Here is a 17,786-nt window from a genome sequence, read left to right on the forward strand (position 1 = left end):
CTAACTAGGTGGAAATAGTAACAGTGAGTGGATGCTCAAACTAGGCTAGAGATTAACAATTCATTAAAAAGCAATTGGTTATTTGACACAACTATCTTTTTTACAGGCCACTCTATGTGGCAGAAAGATGCCTCGACCCGACTAGGTATTACACACCACCACAGCACCTCAAAGGAATGGAATAGACGGTAAAAAGTATATTTCTCTAAGACACTTTTGAGACTGACGTACTGTACTGCGAGTAATTTGACAGCATGACCATTCACTTCAGCTCTGATGGCTACTAACCCTGATTTAGCTCGCTATTGGGAGAAAACGAACGTAATACTGACCATGACATATCATGTGCATATTTCGGAGTATTCCGATCAGTCATTTCGGGATTATCCGATCACCCATTTCGGTTTAAACCGATCACTGATTCCGCGATTATCCGATCACTTTTAGTCTAACTCCGAAATCGGTGATCGGAATAGCGAAAACCGCGATCGTAATGGCCGAAACCCTTCCTTTTTCTCTTTTAAATCAATAGCTCGCTATTCTTTACTTCTTAAACAAGAAGGAAAGGAAGCGACAATGGCCAAAAAGAGAACTCCAATGAACAAAATCAAAGAGGTATTACGCCTTAAATACGACTGCGGTCTCTCAAATCGTGGTATCGCTTCTTGCCTTAAACTCGGCCCATCCACCGTATCAGAACTCCTTACTCGCTTTAAACAAAGCCAACTTGGTTGGCCTCTACCCGACAGTTGCAGCGATGCAGATCTCACACAGGCGCTGTATCACGGCAAGAAAGCCAGTCGAGATAAAGTTATGCCAGACTTCACTCAATACGCAGTCGAACTCAGGCGTAAAGGTATGACAAAGATGCTGCTCTGGCAGGAGTATCATGAGCAATATCAAGAGCAAGCTTACGCTTACACTCAGTTCTGCGAGCACTTCACTCGTTGGTTCAAAACCCAAAAACGCAGCATGCGCCAGCTTCATGTCGCAGGTGATAAACTGTTTATCGATTACTGTGGGCCTCGGCTTCAGGTGGTCAACCCTGACACAGGGGAAGTGCGCGAAGCGGAGGTGTTCGTCGCGACTTTAGGCGCGTCCAATTACACCTATGTTGAAGCCTTCCCCAGCCAAGGGAAGCCTTACTGGTTAGAGGCGCATGCAAATGCGTTCGAGCACTTCGGTGGCGTACCACAACTCTTAGTTCCCGATAACCTACGCAGCGCTGTCACTAAAGCGAATCGTTATGAGCCGAGGCTGAACGACAGCTATCAAAAACTGGCTAATCACTATCAAACCGCTGTGATGCCAGCTCGCCCCTACAAACCGAAAGACAAAGCCAAGGCAGAGAATGCCGTGCTCTTAGTAGAGCGCTGGATCATGATGCGGCTGAGACACCAAACCTTCCATACCTTCAAAGAGTTGAATCTCGCCATCCGCGAACTCATGAATGAGTTAAATCAGCGTAAGATGAAACAGTATGGCGCTAGCCGCCAAGCGTTGTTCGATAAACTCGACAAACCTGCATTAAGGCCATTGCCTAAGCAGCGTTACCTGTATACCGAAACTAAACGAGCCAAAGTTGGCCCTGACTATCACATCGAATATCGCCGTCATTACTACTCAGTTCCCCATCAACTTGTCGGTCATCATGTCGAACTAGAAGCCTCTAATCGTCTGGTGCAGATCTACCATAAAGGTAACGTGGTCGCCCAGCATCCACGTAGCCAAAGAGATCGCGGAAACAGCACCCAACCAGAGCACATGCCAAGCAACCATCAACATCAGAAGTGGTCACCAGAGCGCTTGCTTAGTTGGGGCCAATATCGGCGCAGCCACACGAGAAGTCGTCAATAAAATGCTGAACTCCAAGCCTCATCCAGAGCAGTCTTATCGTTCCTGTCTTGGCTTGCTCAGTCTGAGTAAAACCTATGGCGAACCGCGCCTTGAACAAGCCTGTAAAGATGCGCTGATGCTGACAAAATCCAATTACACCTTCATCAGTAATTTGCTGAAAACAATCGTGAAGGACAGCTGAGCAAAGACAACACGAGCACGCCGAACCTTGTTCATAGCAATGTTCGTGGCCCGAACAGTTATCACTAGGAGAAAGGATATGAATACACTGAACGACCAACTCAAAACCCTACGCTTGAGCCATGTAGCGAAAGCATTAGAGCAGCAACAAGAGCAACTGACTACTTACGCAGAGTTGGACTTCGAGGAACGGTTAAGTTTACTTCTGGAAAGCGAGATCTTGAATCGCAATCAGACCAAAATCCAACGCTTAAAACGACAAGCCAAGCTAAGAGTGGATGCACAGCCGAGCCAACTCATCTACAAAGAGGGACGAAACCTCAATCGCAAACAGATGAGCGAACTTCTGACTGGCAGTTATCTATATAAACACCAAAACATCTTGATCACAGGCCCAACGGGCGCAGGCAAAACATATCTTGGCTGCGCACTGGCCACCAGTGCCTGTGACCAACAACAAACGGTTAGGTACTACCGATTAACTCGCTTGCTTGACGACCTGACCGCTGGTCGTATGGATGGCAGCTATCAAAAGCAACTCCAATCACTGGCTAAGAAAGCCTTACTGATCCTCGACGACTGGGGGATGGAAAAACTGACACAAGAGCATGCGGGTCACTTATTAGAAGTGCTTGAAGATCGTTATCAAAACAGCAGTACAATCGTCATCAGTCAGTTACCTGTAAAGGAGTGGTACAACATGATCGGCAACGCGACCGTTGCCGACGCGCTAATGGATCGGCTAGTACACAATAGTCATCGACTAGAACTGGGAGGTGAGTCAATGAGAAAACTGGCGCAATCCGATCACTTAGAGTAAAAATAAGAAGAGAGAAAAACGGTAGGATCAGGCGATCGGAATAAACCGAAACAGCCGATCGCAATCACCGAAATACGCAATCATGAGAGAAATTAGGGAAAACCGATGTTAACAGTCTATGAATGAGTAACTACGTTAGCTCACAATGGGGCACGATGATCGCGCTGAGAAGCCTCTGGACAATTCCGAGTTACAAACGGGGGAATTGGTAAAAATTCAAGCTAAGGGTTCATTTACTAATAATCACATATCGTTTGCGTTGATTTACATTACACGACCTAGTATATGCACCAGTAACTCAACCAGCTCAGCACATTGATTTACAAAGATTAAAAACTATACTCAACTTTCATACTTACTACTGGATCTTTATTGATGATTAATATAAATAATCAAGTATTCGCTCTTTCATCCATTGCCCTGCTTTTGACGGGTTGTTCTCCATCCTCAGACCCAATGGTTAGTGAAAACATCAATGATTACAAGGGATCAGCTAGCATTACTCAAGGTCTTGCAAAAACAGTAGAAACGAATCTTTTTGAGTGTGCAAATGGTCGAAGTCGTGTGGCAGGCATCGGTGAGATTGCTGATGCTGACGGGAAAGTATGGACAGTTCCTGCTCAAAACCATTTCACAACTGCACCAAAAGCTGTCGATCTTTATGAAGAGTGCGCCAATATCACGCCTGATAGTATAGCTGATGTGGATGAAGAGTCTGTCCCTGTGGCTGTTATTGACTCAGACGGTGAAGAGATCACAGGTTACATCTTTGCTGACAACTATTTCGAGTTATATGTTAATGATCAGCTTGTTGCAGTAGACACGGTACCTTTCACACCGTTTAACTCTAGTATCGTCAAGTTCAAAGTAAATAAACCATACACGATTGCTGTAAAAGTAATCGATTGGGAAGAAAACTTAGGTTTAGGTACAGAAGATAACCGTGGCAAAGCATTCCATCCCGGTGATGGTGGCTTTATCGCAAGCTTTAGTGACGGCACTGTGACGGGTTCCGACTGGCAAGCACAGACATTCTATACTGCACCAATCTATGATCTTAGCTGCTTAAGTGAGATTGATGGTAAGCGCTTATCGGAGAATTGCACAACTGAGGGCACTGATAACGGTGCAAATGCTTATGCCGCTCATTGGGAAACTCCAAGTAACTGGATGGCAAAAGATTTCGATGCAGCTTCATGGCCCCAAGCGACTGAGTATTCAGAAGATGAAATTGGTGTAAATAATAAAAAATCTTACATGAACTTTATTGATAAATTTAGCGGTGCTGGGGCAAGCTTCATCTGGTCAACAAATGTTGTTTTGGATAATGAAGTTCTACTAAGATACGAAGTGAAATAGCTTTTTCTCTAGCCTCAAAAAGCAGTTATGTTATCAGTTGATAAAGCATAGCTGCTTACTTTTTCAATCGTTAATTCTGCTACATCTTTCCTTTCCTGACTCATAAAGGGCAGAAACGTGTTGAACGAAGCCGCTCTGCGGCAGAAAAGATACTCTTCTGATAACCATACTCTTTAGTACCACCATCATATCGATGGTGCTTTACTGGAGAGTATATTATGACGCCTTCCGAACAACTACGTTTCGACGATCTACATCAACAACACCTTACTCAATTAAAGCTTCAAGGAAAACGTCCAAAAACGATCCAAGCTTACTCACTCGCAGTTAGACGAATAACACAGTACTTTGACCGCTGCCCTGACACGCTAACGATTGAAGATTTACGACGATACTTCAGTCAACTTATAGGACAAGTCTCATGGAGTACCATTAAGCTTGACCGCTGTGGGCTTCAATTCTTCTATAAACATACGCTGGATAAACAATGGGAATGGATAGGTATTGTTAAGCCACCTAAAGTAAAGCGGCTCCCTAATATCATATCCCCAGAGCAAGTCGCTCAAGTCATCAACGCGACTCGAGAGACCCGCTACAAAGTGCTGTTTCTCACCATTTATACAATGGGGCTAAGAATCAATGAAGCGCTTCACATTACTATTCCTGATATTGATAGCCATACCATGCGAGTCCATATTCGTCATGCTAAGGGAGGTAAAGATAGGCTGGTTCCAATCCCAAATCGAACCCTGCATGCGCTTCGTCGCTACTGGTGCACCCATCGACACCCTAATCTTCTTTTCCCAAGTAAAGGGAAGTGCTGTGATGTTAGCCCTAACGATCAAGGTGCTCAAAAAGCACTAAAGAAGGTCATCAACGAATGTGGTATCTACAAACGAATTACACCTCACTCTTTACGTCACTGCTTTGCGACACACCTTCTAGAGCAAGGGTTAGATCTGCGTTCGCTGCAAATACTACTGGGCCATAGCAGCCTAAATACCACCGCTCGCTACACACAAATGACTCAATTGAAATTGCACGATGCGAATCAGGCACTCAACCAGTTGGCCGATAAGCTTCGCCTCGATTGGGAGCTGAATGTATGAGCACTTTTATTGAGTTACTTCGCCAATACAAGAATCAACTTGAGTATAAATACGGCTATCGTTTTAGCACTGACACCAGAAAGGCGATTGCAGCGATGTTACGCTGCAAGACTGAGAAGCAAGGGTTATCACAATGGTATTGCTCACACTGTCATCATGATGACAGACTGGCCTTATCGTGTGGTAATCGGCATTGCCCCCAATGCCAGCACAGTACCACATCAGGTTGGCTTGAAAGACAGAAGCGAAAACTGTTACCCACTCACTATTATATGGTGACGTTTACTGTGCCTTATGAGCTTAGGTCTTTGGCTCGTCGAAATCCAAAGGCTCTTTATCAAGCGATGTTCACTGCTGCGTCCTCAACATTGAAAGACTTTGCTCGTCGGCAATCAAAAGGTGAACTAGGGTTTACCATTGTCCTTCATACACACAGTCGAAAAAGAGAGTTACACCCTCACCTCCATGTCATTGTTGCAGGGGGGCAATATGATTCAAAGAGGCATGAGTGGCATAAGGGGAAAAAGGGCTACTTATATAATGAATTCGCATTGGCAAAAGTATGGCGAGCTAGGTTGTTAGACATGATTCATCACGATGCAGAGATGATGCTGCCTCAAAATGTGCCTAAAACATGGGTTGTTGATTGTCGATGTGTCGGGTATGGACTTCATGCCTTAGAATATCTGTCACGATACCTTTATCGAGGCGTCCTTCCAGATAACGATATCCTCAACATCACTGAAAGTGATGTCACTTTCCAGTATCAAGACAGTCAAACGAAGCAGCGACAAACACGTACGCTCCCCATACTTGAGTTTTTATGGCTTATTTTACAACATGTGCTTCCTAGGGGTATGCAACGAGTACGAGATTATGGCTTCCTTCGAGGCAATGCTAGACAGCTATGCGTTCAAATCCAATTATTCTTTTTACCAGAGAGCATTGCTTCTGAATTAGAAGCCACACCTAAAAAACCTCGAGCTGTACGGCCATGCCCTTGCTGTCAGAGCACGATGGCTTGTGTGGGGATAACTCGACCGATCTAGCCGAAAGGCAAACGATAATAAGGAGAATAGCATTAACTATAACTAAAAAGGGAGGGTGTAAATATATGATATAAATCAGAAAACTAAAGGTGTGATGCTACAATGAATCACGCTCTAGATTTACTCGCCCTTAAGAAAGACACTACTCAAAAGAAGCCTCTCACCCCTAGCCGAAAATTACTAATAAAGAAGAAGCACGGGCTTGTTCAACTCTGAATAAAACTGTCGGCTACGCGACAGCTATTCTTGTTTGTTACGTCCCTTTACCCCATTACACTTTGAGCGTGGGAAAGTGTTACTTTATGGGTGTCACAACTGAGTTTTCATCTAACAGCTCTTGTTGTAGCTCAAACACCCTGAAACGGAGCCTGGCATTTTCAGCCTCTAACTGCTTCCGGGCCTCAACTGCATTGTTTCGTTGCACCCTGTATTTATCCTTAAGCTCATTTGCTTTTTTTAATTCGTGTTTTAGCCTATCAAGCTCAGACAAAGGGACATCTAGCTCAATATCTAAGCCTGTTGTCATCGCCTTATCGCGGTTGAGGTTGTATTCATCGAGAACAGGTTTGGCATAGGCCACGAACTCTTTGAACTTATGGACATAGCTATTGCCAAGTTGGGCTTCATTATTGATTCGGTTCAACGTCAGCTTGCCAGTCGCCTTAACATGAAGCGGCTTGCCATCTAATAAGCGCTGAAATGCATTGACCAGTAACCCTTCTGCCTTGCAGGTTGCCTTATACTCAACTTTCATCACCATACCGCCTTAATATCATCATTGAAGCCATCAAATGGGATGCTGTGTTTGACCAATGTAGGTTCAATGGACTGAATCTTCTTTTTTCTGGCATCCAGAATCAACTCATTGGCATAATCACCCATATCATTGATTGCCCGGAACGAAGCAATGAGGTTGTCCCGCTCCTTTGAAAGCCTTTTAGCCGCTTTATCAGTGATTACCTTATGCTCACAGGGGGCTTCAACAATATCCATCAATGAGCAAAGCCGCTCACAATTACGATTGGTGCAGTAGCCACCTGTAGGAAGCAACACAATGGATTTGTCACCAGACCTTACCAAAGCGAGCAACTCACTTCGGGACATAACAATTTCTTCCCTTGTGCTAGCCGCTCTGCTTTATTTTGGGCTATGCGCTCGCCTTCAGCACCACTTAAGGTATCGGATACATTGTAAATCTCATCCCATGCGTCCACTGCTGAGTTTTCAATGGCTTCATCAACTTCACTCATTAACTTTGTATCCATCAGCAGTTGGTTGGTACGCGCCAGTTCGGAATAATTCGCGTACCAGTTGGACATATTAATATTGCGGTGTTTAAGTTGGTATTTTACTGTAAGCGCATTGCCCAGCCGGTTTTTCACCATAAAGACCACAAAACTCCTTCGTAAGTCATGTGGACTAAGCTTTGGTAAACCGCCTCCAATCTTTAAACTTCCTGCTCGCTCTGGATTTAACAGGTCGAATTCGTCAACGTCTTCGGCGGTCGCAGTAATGTTGAACTCTTTCATATTCAATGCATCACGAGCCCCGTCAATACCGTATTTTAACGATGCTTTATTTACGAGAGCTTCACGGTCATAAGAGAAATCAGAAGAAATAAAGGCACTTTCAAGGTCTTGTTTCTTTGCATTATATTGGTCTTGGGTTAACAGACCATTTTGATAGCAGTCATCCAGTCGTTCTAAACTGTATTTTCTCGCGGCTTGCGTGGCGTCATAAGCTAGCTCCAGTGCCAGTTTTGCGATAGGGGCAGTATTCCACGTCGTATAAATTCTTTCACCCTTATTTCCCTTTGTCGAAAACCCTGAGACCTTGGGCACAGCAGCTAATGTATCGTCATAGCTCTCTTTGTTCATGGAGAGCAGCTCTTCCTTTCGGGCGGCGGAGAATAAGCCGACACAGATAAAGCACATCCTGAGCATTGCTCCTAACCAGCTTCCTCGCCTGTAAAAGGAGAAGTTAGGAATGGCTTTTCGTTCAGGCCATTTCTTTGTTCTATCAGACATCCTTTTGCTAAATGTCATCATTTGCCTATCGCTTAGGACACTGACACCTAGCGCTTTTAGCTCAGCGTTGAACATTTCATCCTGATAGGTGTAAAGCTTTTCCATCGCCTCTGAAATCTGATGGCGATAGGGGTGATAGGTTTCCACAAACTCAACAACAGTTTTTAAAATACTGACATGAATCGCTTCAGGAAATGCGATGGCCTGACCATCACCAGCATCAGGGTTAACCCACTGGCTATACTCTCGTTTATGGACATAACGCGTTACAAGGCCCGCTTTATTCAGTGAATTAATGCCCGAGGCAAGTTGTCGGCACGTACCTTCACTGCCAACCCCATGCAATGTTTTACTGCATCTTTTCCACTCTCGCTCGCTCGAAAGTAAGCTGAAGTCACTTTTACCCCAACGTGTGGCGATGCCTTTTAATTTATCCCTAATCGTTCTCAGCGAGCTAACAGCCTTATGGGAATTGGAGTTTGATGTTTCCTTTTGGTATTGAATCAGTGCATAAAGGTAAGACTGAATATCGTGGCGGTACTTCTCATCAGTATGCCCAAAAGACAATGTTTTTTCATTCTGGTTCAGGGCGTGAAAGTCCCACTTTGCATCGAAGACACGAGAAACACCTTTCCCGTCAGAGTCAAACGTCACATACGGATTTTCAGCGAGTTCTTGGCGAAGCTGTATAAGCTGTTTAGACATAAATTACCCCTTAAAGAATTGGCTTGCACTGGCTCGGTCTTGGTAAAGCGGGTGGTAGTCGCCATCATCCACTTTTTGTTTTGCTTGAGCGTAATTTTTGGGTGCTTTTTGTTTCAGCCTGATAAGGACTTTTTCAACACCCTCCACCACAAAATACTCATCCTTCGGTGCGGAATTACTTGCCACCATCTCTTTGAGGTCTTCGATTTGTTCTAAAAATGACAACATCAACCAGATGTCATTTTCTGACGCCACCAATTTATGGCTGTCACAATCAAAACAAGCAAGAAAATCCGTGCAACGTCCCGTATCTTTCGAAAAATCGATGCCCGACTGCTTCATGCGCCTTGCTTCCGCAATAAGCTTCTCTGGTGTTGCCCCTGCGCATTTGATGCCACTGGGCGTGGTCATTAATGGCTGCTCTTTGCTTTCACGGCTGCGCAAATTCTTATAATCATAATCTGACAAAATATCGCTGCGCATCGCCTTTGCATCCTCGATGGCTTTGCCTATCTCCTCGCCCTTGGCAACCGCGTATTGTGCGTCCATCGTGGCATTAAGGTTGTTATCATGGTCTGCCTGAACACCACTAGAGTAGCGTTGGGCGACAACATTTATTTCATTATTCAGCCCCTGTGACACAAGGAAGATATCCTCAGTGACTCGCATCAGTACATCAGATTTTGTCGCCCTGAATCGACTTGTCGTAACCGTTAAGCCAGTTATCTTCTCAAGCTGAGTATTGATGTAGCCAATATGTGAACTCTGGGCATTGAATGTCCAAACCTCACCGCTGGCACTAAAGAAAGGGCAAAGTGGTAGCTCGTTTGACAGCGGGATGCCTAGTGACTGGTACATCGCTTTAGAGGTTTTTAGCCATCGGGTAATCAACTCTTTAGTTCGCTGACTAAAGCCAGCGCTATTATCCAAGCCTTTATAGCCTGCCCTGAATTTCTCACCGTCAAAAACAAACCGCCCACTGCCAATACTTTTAAATGAAACGTCCTTGTGGCGCACATTAGCAAGCACCGATGTATTCATGCCTGTCAGCATTGAGAATATGAAAAACCAATTGCGTGAAGCCTGATTATAAAATACCTGACGATTAAGCTGCTCAAGTTGAAGCGAGCTACTCTTTATTGTTCCAGCCGCAGGTTTCATGCATTTCTTGAGGCCATATTTCTTAAAACTAATTTGCTTTGGTGTCCAGCTATTACGCTTTGCTTGTTCATCAAACCGCTCTTCATCAAAAAACGGATGGATATATAACAACTCATTGTTCTCAATCGCCTCCTGAAAGGCCAGTGCACCTTTAACCAAGACCTTGGATAGTGGCTTCAACTCTGTTTCCACATGGAACGCTTTGTTCGCAGCCAAAGGGCGTGCTGCAACTTCTGGCAATACATTAAGGTCAGACTCTCTATTCCACAGCCTTAACAGGAAAGATAAGCTGATTTTAATTTGCGCTGCTTTTGATACCTGCTCACCTTTCTCGCGTAATTTATTGAAGTGCTTTAAGCAATCAATCATGACGGCATTAGCGAAAAAGTCACCGTGATGTCCAATACCATCAAGATATTGGAAGTAGATTACAAGCCCAGACAAATAATTCTGCTTTGACTTGTTTTTAGGTAAGAGGCTTAGTCGTTGGTGAATGTCCCTAACGATACCATCCCGATTAGCTAAGACCTCACTCCCTGACTTTATTTGCTTTACTGTTGGAACATTGCGGTAGCGTAAACGGTATGTGTAAGATTGAACTCCATTGCCGCAGTCTAAAACCATTTCTTCAAAGCAAAGTGGAATAATTGGCGCGCTGGTCTTCTTTATCTTAATTTTGGTGCGCTTTCGTCCTTGAATCATAATGACCCCTCTAAATCATCAAACGCGCCAATATAGTCCAGTACGTCCTCGTAGATTTCATCGGCAGAAGGCATATCCTGTGCAATTTTCAGGTATTCCATCGTCGTCGCCCTATCTTCATGGCCTAGCAACACTGACACCCTATCCAATGCCTCATCGGGTGTGATTGACGGGTTGCCATGCTCATCCTTTTTATTTAAAAGGTGGCGGAATATATTCACGGCAAATGTTGAACGCAGATTATGTATAGAGCCGACAATAGGCTGGTCAAGACCTTGGGTTAGGTTTGCAGTGTTACGTATTTCCACCCAGCGCCCAGTAAAGTCTTGTAACCGCTTAAACATCGGTTTCCCGGACTGGGTAATAAACAGGTATTCCAGTTCAGGGTTGATTGCATCATCACCCTCAAAGAAATGCGTATTACCTGCCTCAGCCTGCTCCTTGCACCATGCTTTGAATTTCTCAAGGCGCTTTTGATACCTATCAGACTGCGAGTAATCGTAAAGCATCTTCATCAATGTGGCGGGGATAATGGTTTCGCGGCTTTTATTCTTCTCTGCGAAGCCCTCAGCAGTCTTTGTGAGTGATTGATACTTATCACCGACACCCAAATCCATCACAGGCTTTTTAAACACCTCTTTGCCGCCCTGAATCATGGTTTCGGGGTTAACAATCTGTCCTAAATGAAGGCTCGCTGCTTCCTCTCGGCGTAACCCCGTATTACGGCAAATCATTGGGTGCAGGCAAAACTCAATCGGCAGTGAATGCAGTTTATTATTGTCACCATGACGAACCACCCTACGAGACTTCATTAATATGTTTTGCAGGATGTTCCATTCATTATTGGTAAACGGCTTTAGATCACGGCGCAGGTTGCTGAGGTTTGTGCCGCCACTGCGTGATGACTTAGAAAACTTAATCCGCATATCCGTCGTGTGTACCTGCTTACGTTGGTAAGCTTTCATACTTGATGCAGACGCTTCGAAATGGATGTTAACTGTCTCAAATTGGAAGGGCGGATTATTGAAGCGGATACCTTGACGAAGACAATGTTTGTAGAAACCAACGACACTACTCATATATTGCCTAGCCGTTGTTTTAGCCAATACGCCATTAATAGCGAGCTGCTTTATTCCATCTCGATATTGGTAGGTTACCCGTTCTTGTTTGTTGCGAGGAAAGATACTCCATTCTGGACGGGGGTCATCATAGAGAGGGTCAAAGTCCCCTTCATCGTATTCAGCATCCCACTCAGCCTGCTTGTCCAATACAAAACTAAAGTAATGAGCAAGCCCTTGTGCATCTGTACCAAGCTCAAGCACGCCATCATCGATTGCTTTCGACAATAAGAACTCATTAACCATGTCTAATGATTGATAGCTGATTAGTTTGTCTTTATCGTCATACTCAGCAATATGGAGTAAAGGGAGCTTTTTGATGAGGGTTTTATTGCCATTGGCACGGTAGGTAATCTGAGGCTCGCCATTCTCATCAATAGATACTAATGGTTTCTCGTAAACGAAGTTAGGTATAGTCGAAATTTCTACTTCTTTTCGTATGACCTTTTTCTTATTTGCATCTTTATCTGACATACTAAACCTTATACTGTACATACAATCAGTATATACAGCATTCTCAACTTTGAAAGTTAATTGTGAGGTTTTAGTCTATCAGGTAAGTTTTGTCTCAGAATTTCGGTCACAGTCACTCTATCCTGCCATGACAAAATCTATGGCAAACCATTATTAACAGAATACGAATGAACAAATGCTCTAAACAGCTTTGGGGCAGCTTTGAGTTAAGGCCCCCAGATACGCTAATGCCAAGTGACCTTTGTCCAACACCACTCAATGTCGAAACATCGTTGGACAATTCTGAGTTACATCCTGCACTAAATTAGTATTTCATGTATTACTAAAGGTATTACAAAACCTCTACTCTAGTGGCCAAATTAACCCAGCCACTACATAAAAACATTGAAGCAAAGTAAGTAAATCTGAGATAAGAAACATAGCTCAGACACATAATCAGACAAGCAGCCAAATCAACTAAGTACTCGCACCATTGAGAACATCTCTTCTTTGGTTTTACCAGCCCGCAATTCCAAAATTTCATCTATACGGTTCAGCCTCGCTTCCTTTTTCAAACCGAATAAATCCAATTGATCAAGTAGGTACAGAACAAGTGATGTGAGAACAGCAGTGAGTACTGATGAAATCATAATTGACCAAGGCTCACCAATACCTGTTGAATTTAACCAAGACTCAATCCCAATGCTGGCGAAAATACTTAGAGAAGTAGCAGCTAGTTTTAAAATAGCGTCACCTTTTTCTGCCATTGTTTTACTCTTGTCCTGAAGGATCGGAGCTATCTGCATCAATACTTTAAAGCCTTCTTTGATCATTCGGAATATGCTTTTGAACACGCCTACGAAACAGTTTACGATACCTTCAAGTAACATCGATAAAAAATTTTTAAAGAAAGAAAACAATCCATCTTTGAGTGTATCTCCTGCTTTCTTCATAACAAATGCTTTTATGCGATTGACTCTGATTGAAAGCGCTGATTTAAATGAATTCACATTCACACCTTCTTCTATACCATTAATAAAACAATCTTTTAGTTCGTAATATAATGGCTTAATCATAAAGATGATTACATCTCCAAGCGATTGGTTTGCCGCAGAGTTATATGCATCATTTGAGATGTTACTACGAACTTCTTTACGTCCTTTAAGCTTCTCATCAACATGCTGTTTCAGTTCTTTTTCGTCTACTTCTCTTCCTTGTTTAGCCTTTAAAGCTCTGTATTCTTTTTCTGTTCGATTCTGAAAACTTTTTTCACTTTCTACAAAATTAGTAATTACAGTTTGATTGGTTTTAGTATCGATAGCCTGTTGAGCACTATCCATTTCTTTGACCATATTTTTTCTTACTTCTAGGTTCTCATTAGAAAGGTCGCCTTCCTCTTTGATATACCCTTGGTCAATTTCTTTTTGTAGCTCATCTCGTGACTTATCGAACTTTCCTATGCCTTTACCACGATTATTTTCAAAACTTGTTGCGGTTAAATTCTCTTCGATATTAATGATATCCTTAATATCAGAGTCACTTAATCCTTTGTTTTTCTTTAAGTTGTTGCATATTTCTGCACAGGGGACAATATGATCTATTTCTGTTCGCTGACTTTCTTTATCTACACCTTTTGCATGTGTACTGTTTTCGTAAATCTCATTTTGTCCACCGTACCCATCAGAAGCGGTTGAATCCCCGTTAAAGTGCTCTTTCTTAGCAGCACTCATTTTTCCACCATCACGCATATTCAAATTTTGTGACGTATCAGACGAGCCATAATCTAGCTTACCCTTCCTATAGTCAGCTCTTTCATTATATTTGGTGATATTTTCTCGCTCATTCAAATGCTCAGTATAACTGTCAAGCATTAAACTACCGTTAGAAGAGGTGTTATAACTGAATGATTTACACTCATTATATAGACGAGATGCTGTAATTCCTTGCTTAGTTCCAATCTTGAACGCACGCATTGTTCCGTCAAATAAACTAAGAAATACTGGTTCTAAGATATGTTCCATTGGATCAATCTGGTCATCTAAAACCTTTAGAAGCGCATTTACTTCCTCGTTTGAAGCCGACGTGTCAAAGTTACGAATATGCTCAGAGTATTCTTGAGACATATCTGCGAACGTAAGTGCTCCAATATCAGCATCACCTTGTAAATGGCGGTTGCCTTCGTTCATTTTAGGGACAGAGCGAATATGAGAACGTTCTTTAAACTTTCTCAACTTTGCTCGTCTATTTTTTAGTTTTTGTAAATCACTCATAAATACCCCTAGTTAGGCAACCAAGCTATTCCAAGCATCAATAAACTCTACTTCATGATCATTCTGTTCGTCATCGGCCCAAATGACCATTTTTATCACGGTATCGAGAATAGCAATATCCTCAGGCGTATTGAGTCCATTCTTTTTGATCAATTCCCATACAGTATTCAAGTTCGGTGGATTGTTGAACCACTCCTCAACCCTATCTTTCGTCGCTTGAGAAAGCTTATTTGACTTACCAATACCGGCAACTAATACCTCTAATTCTTCACGCTCATCACCACAAATCTCATGATCAGCATTTGCTGCGCAAACTCCTACCGCAAAAGCTGTAACGAGGAAGTTTTCCCGAGCCTCTATATCAGATAGTTTGCTAGCTAGTTCATCCCGGAGTTTTTCCATTTCTATGTTTTTACTCGCCTCAGCTTCTTGTTTTCCCATGCGCTTTCCTTTAGCGACAGATTCACTTTCTGAGTCATCGTAATACTCAGCGACCCCGCCAGCAGCGGCTCCGACACCTGCCGCAACAGCAGCTCCAACAGCAGTAACTGCACCAATGGGACCCGCAACAGGTAAAGCAACGACTGCTGCCACACCAGCACAAGCACCACCCAAAACTTTCCAAAAGCTCATATTAAATTCCTTATGTAATAAACTAAGTGACTAAAATGTGAGTTCAGATTTATGTAAAACTGCGTGATATGCAATATCTTGAAACAGTTTATCGTTATTCGTCACACTTTACGGGTCTAATGGGGTAAAACTAAGTTCATCACACAACTGCGTGATTGATTTGTAACTTGATGTATGGAATCCACTCCCTCCTCTGCCAATCTAGACTTAGGAGAGTGAGACAAATCTGAGGGTTCCAATATGTTGACTAAAAATGTTATCGCCATCGACTTAGCAAAAAATGTTCTCCAAGCCTGTCATATCAGCATTCATGGTGAGCTATTGTCCAATAGACCTCTGAGTCGCCAGAAAATGAAAGAGTTTCTGGTAAAGGCTAAGCCTTCGATTGTCGCTATGGAAGGCTGTTGCGGTTGCCACTACTGGGGACAATTAGCAGAAAAATTTGGCCATGAAGTCCGAATTATTAACCCTAAGAAGGTGAAAGGATATCTAGAAGGTCATAAAACGGATCATAATGATGCTCTCGCCATCGCTAATGCCGCAATGCAAATTGGTATCAAGTTCAGCCGTCCAAAGTCATTAGAACAACAGTCTATGCATTCTTTAGAAACCAGTCGTAGATTCTTATCTCGTAGTGTGGTTTCCCTAGCGCTTCACATTCGAGGAACGATTTTGGGCTACGGCATAGCAAACCCTAGAGGTGAAAAAGGTTTAAAGGCGTCGGTTCAAACAGTGCTTGATGGTGATACTTCAATACCCGCTAATGTTGTGTCCGTTCTGTCTATGCTATGGGAGCAATATAAAGAAATGAAAGCAAAACTCATTGCATTCGAGAAAGAGAAAAATGCTTTAACGCGTCAGATAGAACCATGCCAACGATTGTTGGAAATTGAAGGTGTTGGTGAAACAACGGCCGCGATGCTCTATACAACTCTTGGTGATGGAAAGCAGTTCAAGAATGGAAGGCAAGCTTCCGCGTTTGTTGGCCTTACGCCCAAACAACACAGTTCAGGTGGTAAGGTATTTATGATTGGGATCGATAAATGCGGTGGTGTGAAGGAGCTACGCTCCTTCTCTATCTTGGTGCAATGTCTTACGTTGGACGGCTGCCTGAAAAGCCAAGAACTCAGAAAGATGCTTGGTTGAGGAGCATCATTGACCGTATTGGCTTCAAGAAAGCCTGTATTGCATTGGCTAACAAGGTGGTACGAACTGCCTGGGCAATGCTTCGGTATGAAACTGAATACAGACCTGTTTTACTCACCGATTAATTAATAACAAATTCATAAATTTTACAAAATGATGAAGCATAAAAGGTAAGACCAACCTGCTGAAAACCTGACCATTCTGTCATGCTAAGCAAGCTGCTAACACGATAAGGACAGTAGGTGCGCAAAACATCAAAGGCTAGAAGGTAGCTCCTTCAATAAGAAGCCGAATATACGACCGCATCTTAACTTTTATTGCCAAATTACTTTGTAAATACGTGGATTCCATATATGGAATGGGGCAAAGACGAGCTAGCTCGAAGATGGACATAAACGTTTTACAAGCTTCGGGCGTTATCTACCTTCCTCAACTCCCAGATAGTAAAACGGCACCTCATGAATCGGTGCCGCTGGTGATAGAAACTGGACAAAAGCTTTCACCTTTGCCCTACGTAATTAGTTTTACTTTATGCAGTAATTCGTAGAAATTATGCAATACCTCATCTATCACTGAAGTTAGTAGGTCAACCTAAAGATAAGACGTGGTCTGTCAGGGAGAGCGTGGAGCTAACTTTGCCCAATATGATTGCTAATTGCCTTAATCGCTTTGGTCAAGGGTAAAACTTGCTCGGACGGTAGAGGTATAGCAGTTCGAATTGGAGGTATAATCAAATAGGCCATACCACCTCCATACGGAGTTAAAGTACATTCAACTGCACCATCTTTTACATCAATAGATAAGCTATCAAGATCGACGGTAAGCAGCATTTTTTTTAGTTCATTATCTGTATCTAAAGCAGATAGAAGTCGAGCGCAAAAATCTCCGCTTGTTTTGCCAGTAAACGTTCCCCCACGAGCGCCTTTGAACACAATTTTACCCTGATACGAATGAGCCGTGTTATGGGAAAAAACAATATTCATCGCACACGTGCCACCCATCCAACGCTTGTTGAATCCCGGTTTAATTTGCAAGTTTTCCAGGCCATCGGGCAAGCGACTAAAATGTACGGTTCCTTCGTCTGACTGCTCTGCATCTCCCCAATAAGGGGAAAATGCCAACGCATGATTATAAAGGGCAGACTGCGCCATGCTAAGGGTATTGGGTTTTACACTCATAAAGTTCTTCCTGCTTTTT

At 43.1% G+C, this 17,786-nt stretch carries 10 protein-coding genes and 3 pseudogenes; 6 read left to right on the plus strand and 7 right to left on the minus strand.

Annotated features, from left to right (window positions below):
* The first annotated feature begins 576 nt into the window (after window positions 1-576).
* The 5 genes and pseudogenes from istA (at window position 577) to OCV19_RS11300 (ending at window position 6,374) form a co-directional block, all read left to right on the plus strand.
* Window positions 577-2,106 (plus strand): annotated as a pseudogene (istA, locus tag OCV19_RS11280) (IS21 family transposase).
* Window positions 2,107-2,116: 10 nt separating this feature from the next.
* On the plus strand, window positions 2,117-2,857 hold the full coding sequence (istB, locus tag OCV19_RS11285) for an IS21-like element ISVch3 family helper ATPase IstB (protein ID WP_017102174.1): 741 nt from the start codon (window positions 2,117-2,119) through the stop codon (window positions 2,855-2,857).
* A 375-nt stretch (window positions 2,858-3,232) separates the two neighbouring features.
* A complete protein-coding gene (locus tag OCV19_RS11290; RefSeq protein ID WP_065677715.1) occupies window positions 3,233-4,216 on the plus strand; it encodes a hypothetical protein in 984 nt (327 codons plus the stop codon).
* Window positions 4,217-4,434: 218 nt separating this feature from the next.
* Window positions 4,435-5,325: a site-specific integrase gene (locus tag OCV19_RS11295; protein WP_065675778.1), complete on the plus strand. Its 891-nt coding sequence runs from the start codon at window positions 4,435-4,437 to the stop codon at window positions 5,323-5,325.
* Window positions 5,322-6,374, plus strand: a complete 1,053-nt coding sequence (locus OCV19_RS11300; RefSeq protein WP_065675779.1) for an IS91 family transposase — start codon at window positions 5,322-5,324, stop codon at window positions 6,372-6,374. The genes OCV19_RS11295 and OCV19_RS11300 overlap by 4 nt, the downstream gene beginning before the upstream one ends.
* Before the next feature lie 295 nt (window positions 6,375-6,669).
* On the opposite strand, the gene OCV19_RS11305 is transcribed toward OCV19_RS11300, so the two are convergent.
* The 6 genes and pseudogenes from OCV19_RS11305 to OCV19_RS11330 all read right to left on the minus strand — a co-directional run bounded on the left by OCV19_RS11305 (window position 6,670) and on the right by OCV19_RS11330 (window position 15,443).
* Window positions 6,670-7,128: a hypothetical protein gene (locus OCV19_RS11305; protein WP_065675783.1), complete on the minus strand. Its 459-nt coding sequence runs from the start codon at window positions 7,126-7,128 to the stop codon at window positions 6,670-6,672.
* A pseudogene (locus OCV19_RS11310) lies at window positions 7,128-9,106 on the minus strand (hypothetical protein). The gene OCV19_RS11305 and the pseudogene OCV19_RS11310 overlap by 1 nt, the downstream one beginning before the upstream one ends.
* Before the next feature lie 3 nt (window positions 9,107-9,109).
* Window positions 9,110-10,969, minus strand: a complete 1,860-nt coding sequence (locus OCV19_RS11315; RefSeq protein ID WP_261875674.1) for a hypothetical protein — start codon at window positions 10,967-10,969, stop codon at window positions 9,110-9,112.
* Complete coding sequence (locus tag OCV19_RS11320; protein ID WP_065675780.1) at window positions 10,966-12,561, minus strand: site-specific integrase; 1,596 nt, start codon at window positions 12,559-12,561, stop codon at window positions 10,966-10,968. Before OCV19_RS11320 ends, OCV19_RS11315 begins: the two co-directional genes overlap by 4 nt.
* Window positions 12,562-13,013: 452 nt before the next feature.
* Entirely contained in the window at window positions 13,014-14,810 is a 1,797-nt protein-coding gene (locus tag OCV19_RS11325) for a hypothetical protein (RefSeq protein ID WP_065677907.1), read from the minus strand.
* 12 nt (window positions 14,811-14,822) lie between these two features.
* Entirely contained in the window at window positions 14,823-15,443 is a 621-nt protein-coding gene (locus OCV19_RS11330) for a hypothetical protein (protein WP_065677906.1), read from the minus strand.
* 240 nt (window positions 15,444-15,683) lie between these two features.
* Between OCV19_RS11330 and OCV19_RS11335 the strand changes: the two are divergent.
* Window positions 15,684-16,714, plus strand: a pseudogene (locus tag OCV19_RS11335) (IS110 family RNA-guided transposase).
* A gap of 504 nt (window positions 16,715-17,218) precedes the next feature.
* Here the strand turns inward: OCV19_RS11335 and OCV19_RS11340 are convergent.
* Window positions 17,219-17,767 carry a DUF3156 family protein gene (locus OCV19_RS11340; RefSeq protein ID WP_065677349.1) on the minus strand — a complete coding sequence of 183 codons (549 nt, stop codon included), beginning with the start codon at window positions 17,765-17,767 and terminating at the stop codon, window positions 17,219-17,221.
* Window positions 17,768-17,786: the final 19 nt, after the last annotated feature.

Origin of the sequence: Vibrio celticus, assembly GCF_024347335.1 — a bacterium.
GTDB lineage: Bacteria > Pseudomonadota > Gammaproteobacteria > Enterobacterales > Vibrionaceae > Vibrio > Vibrio celticus.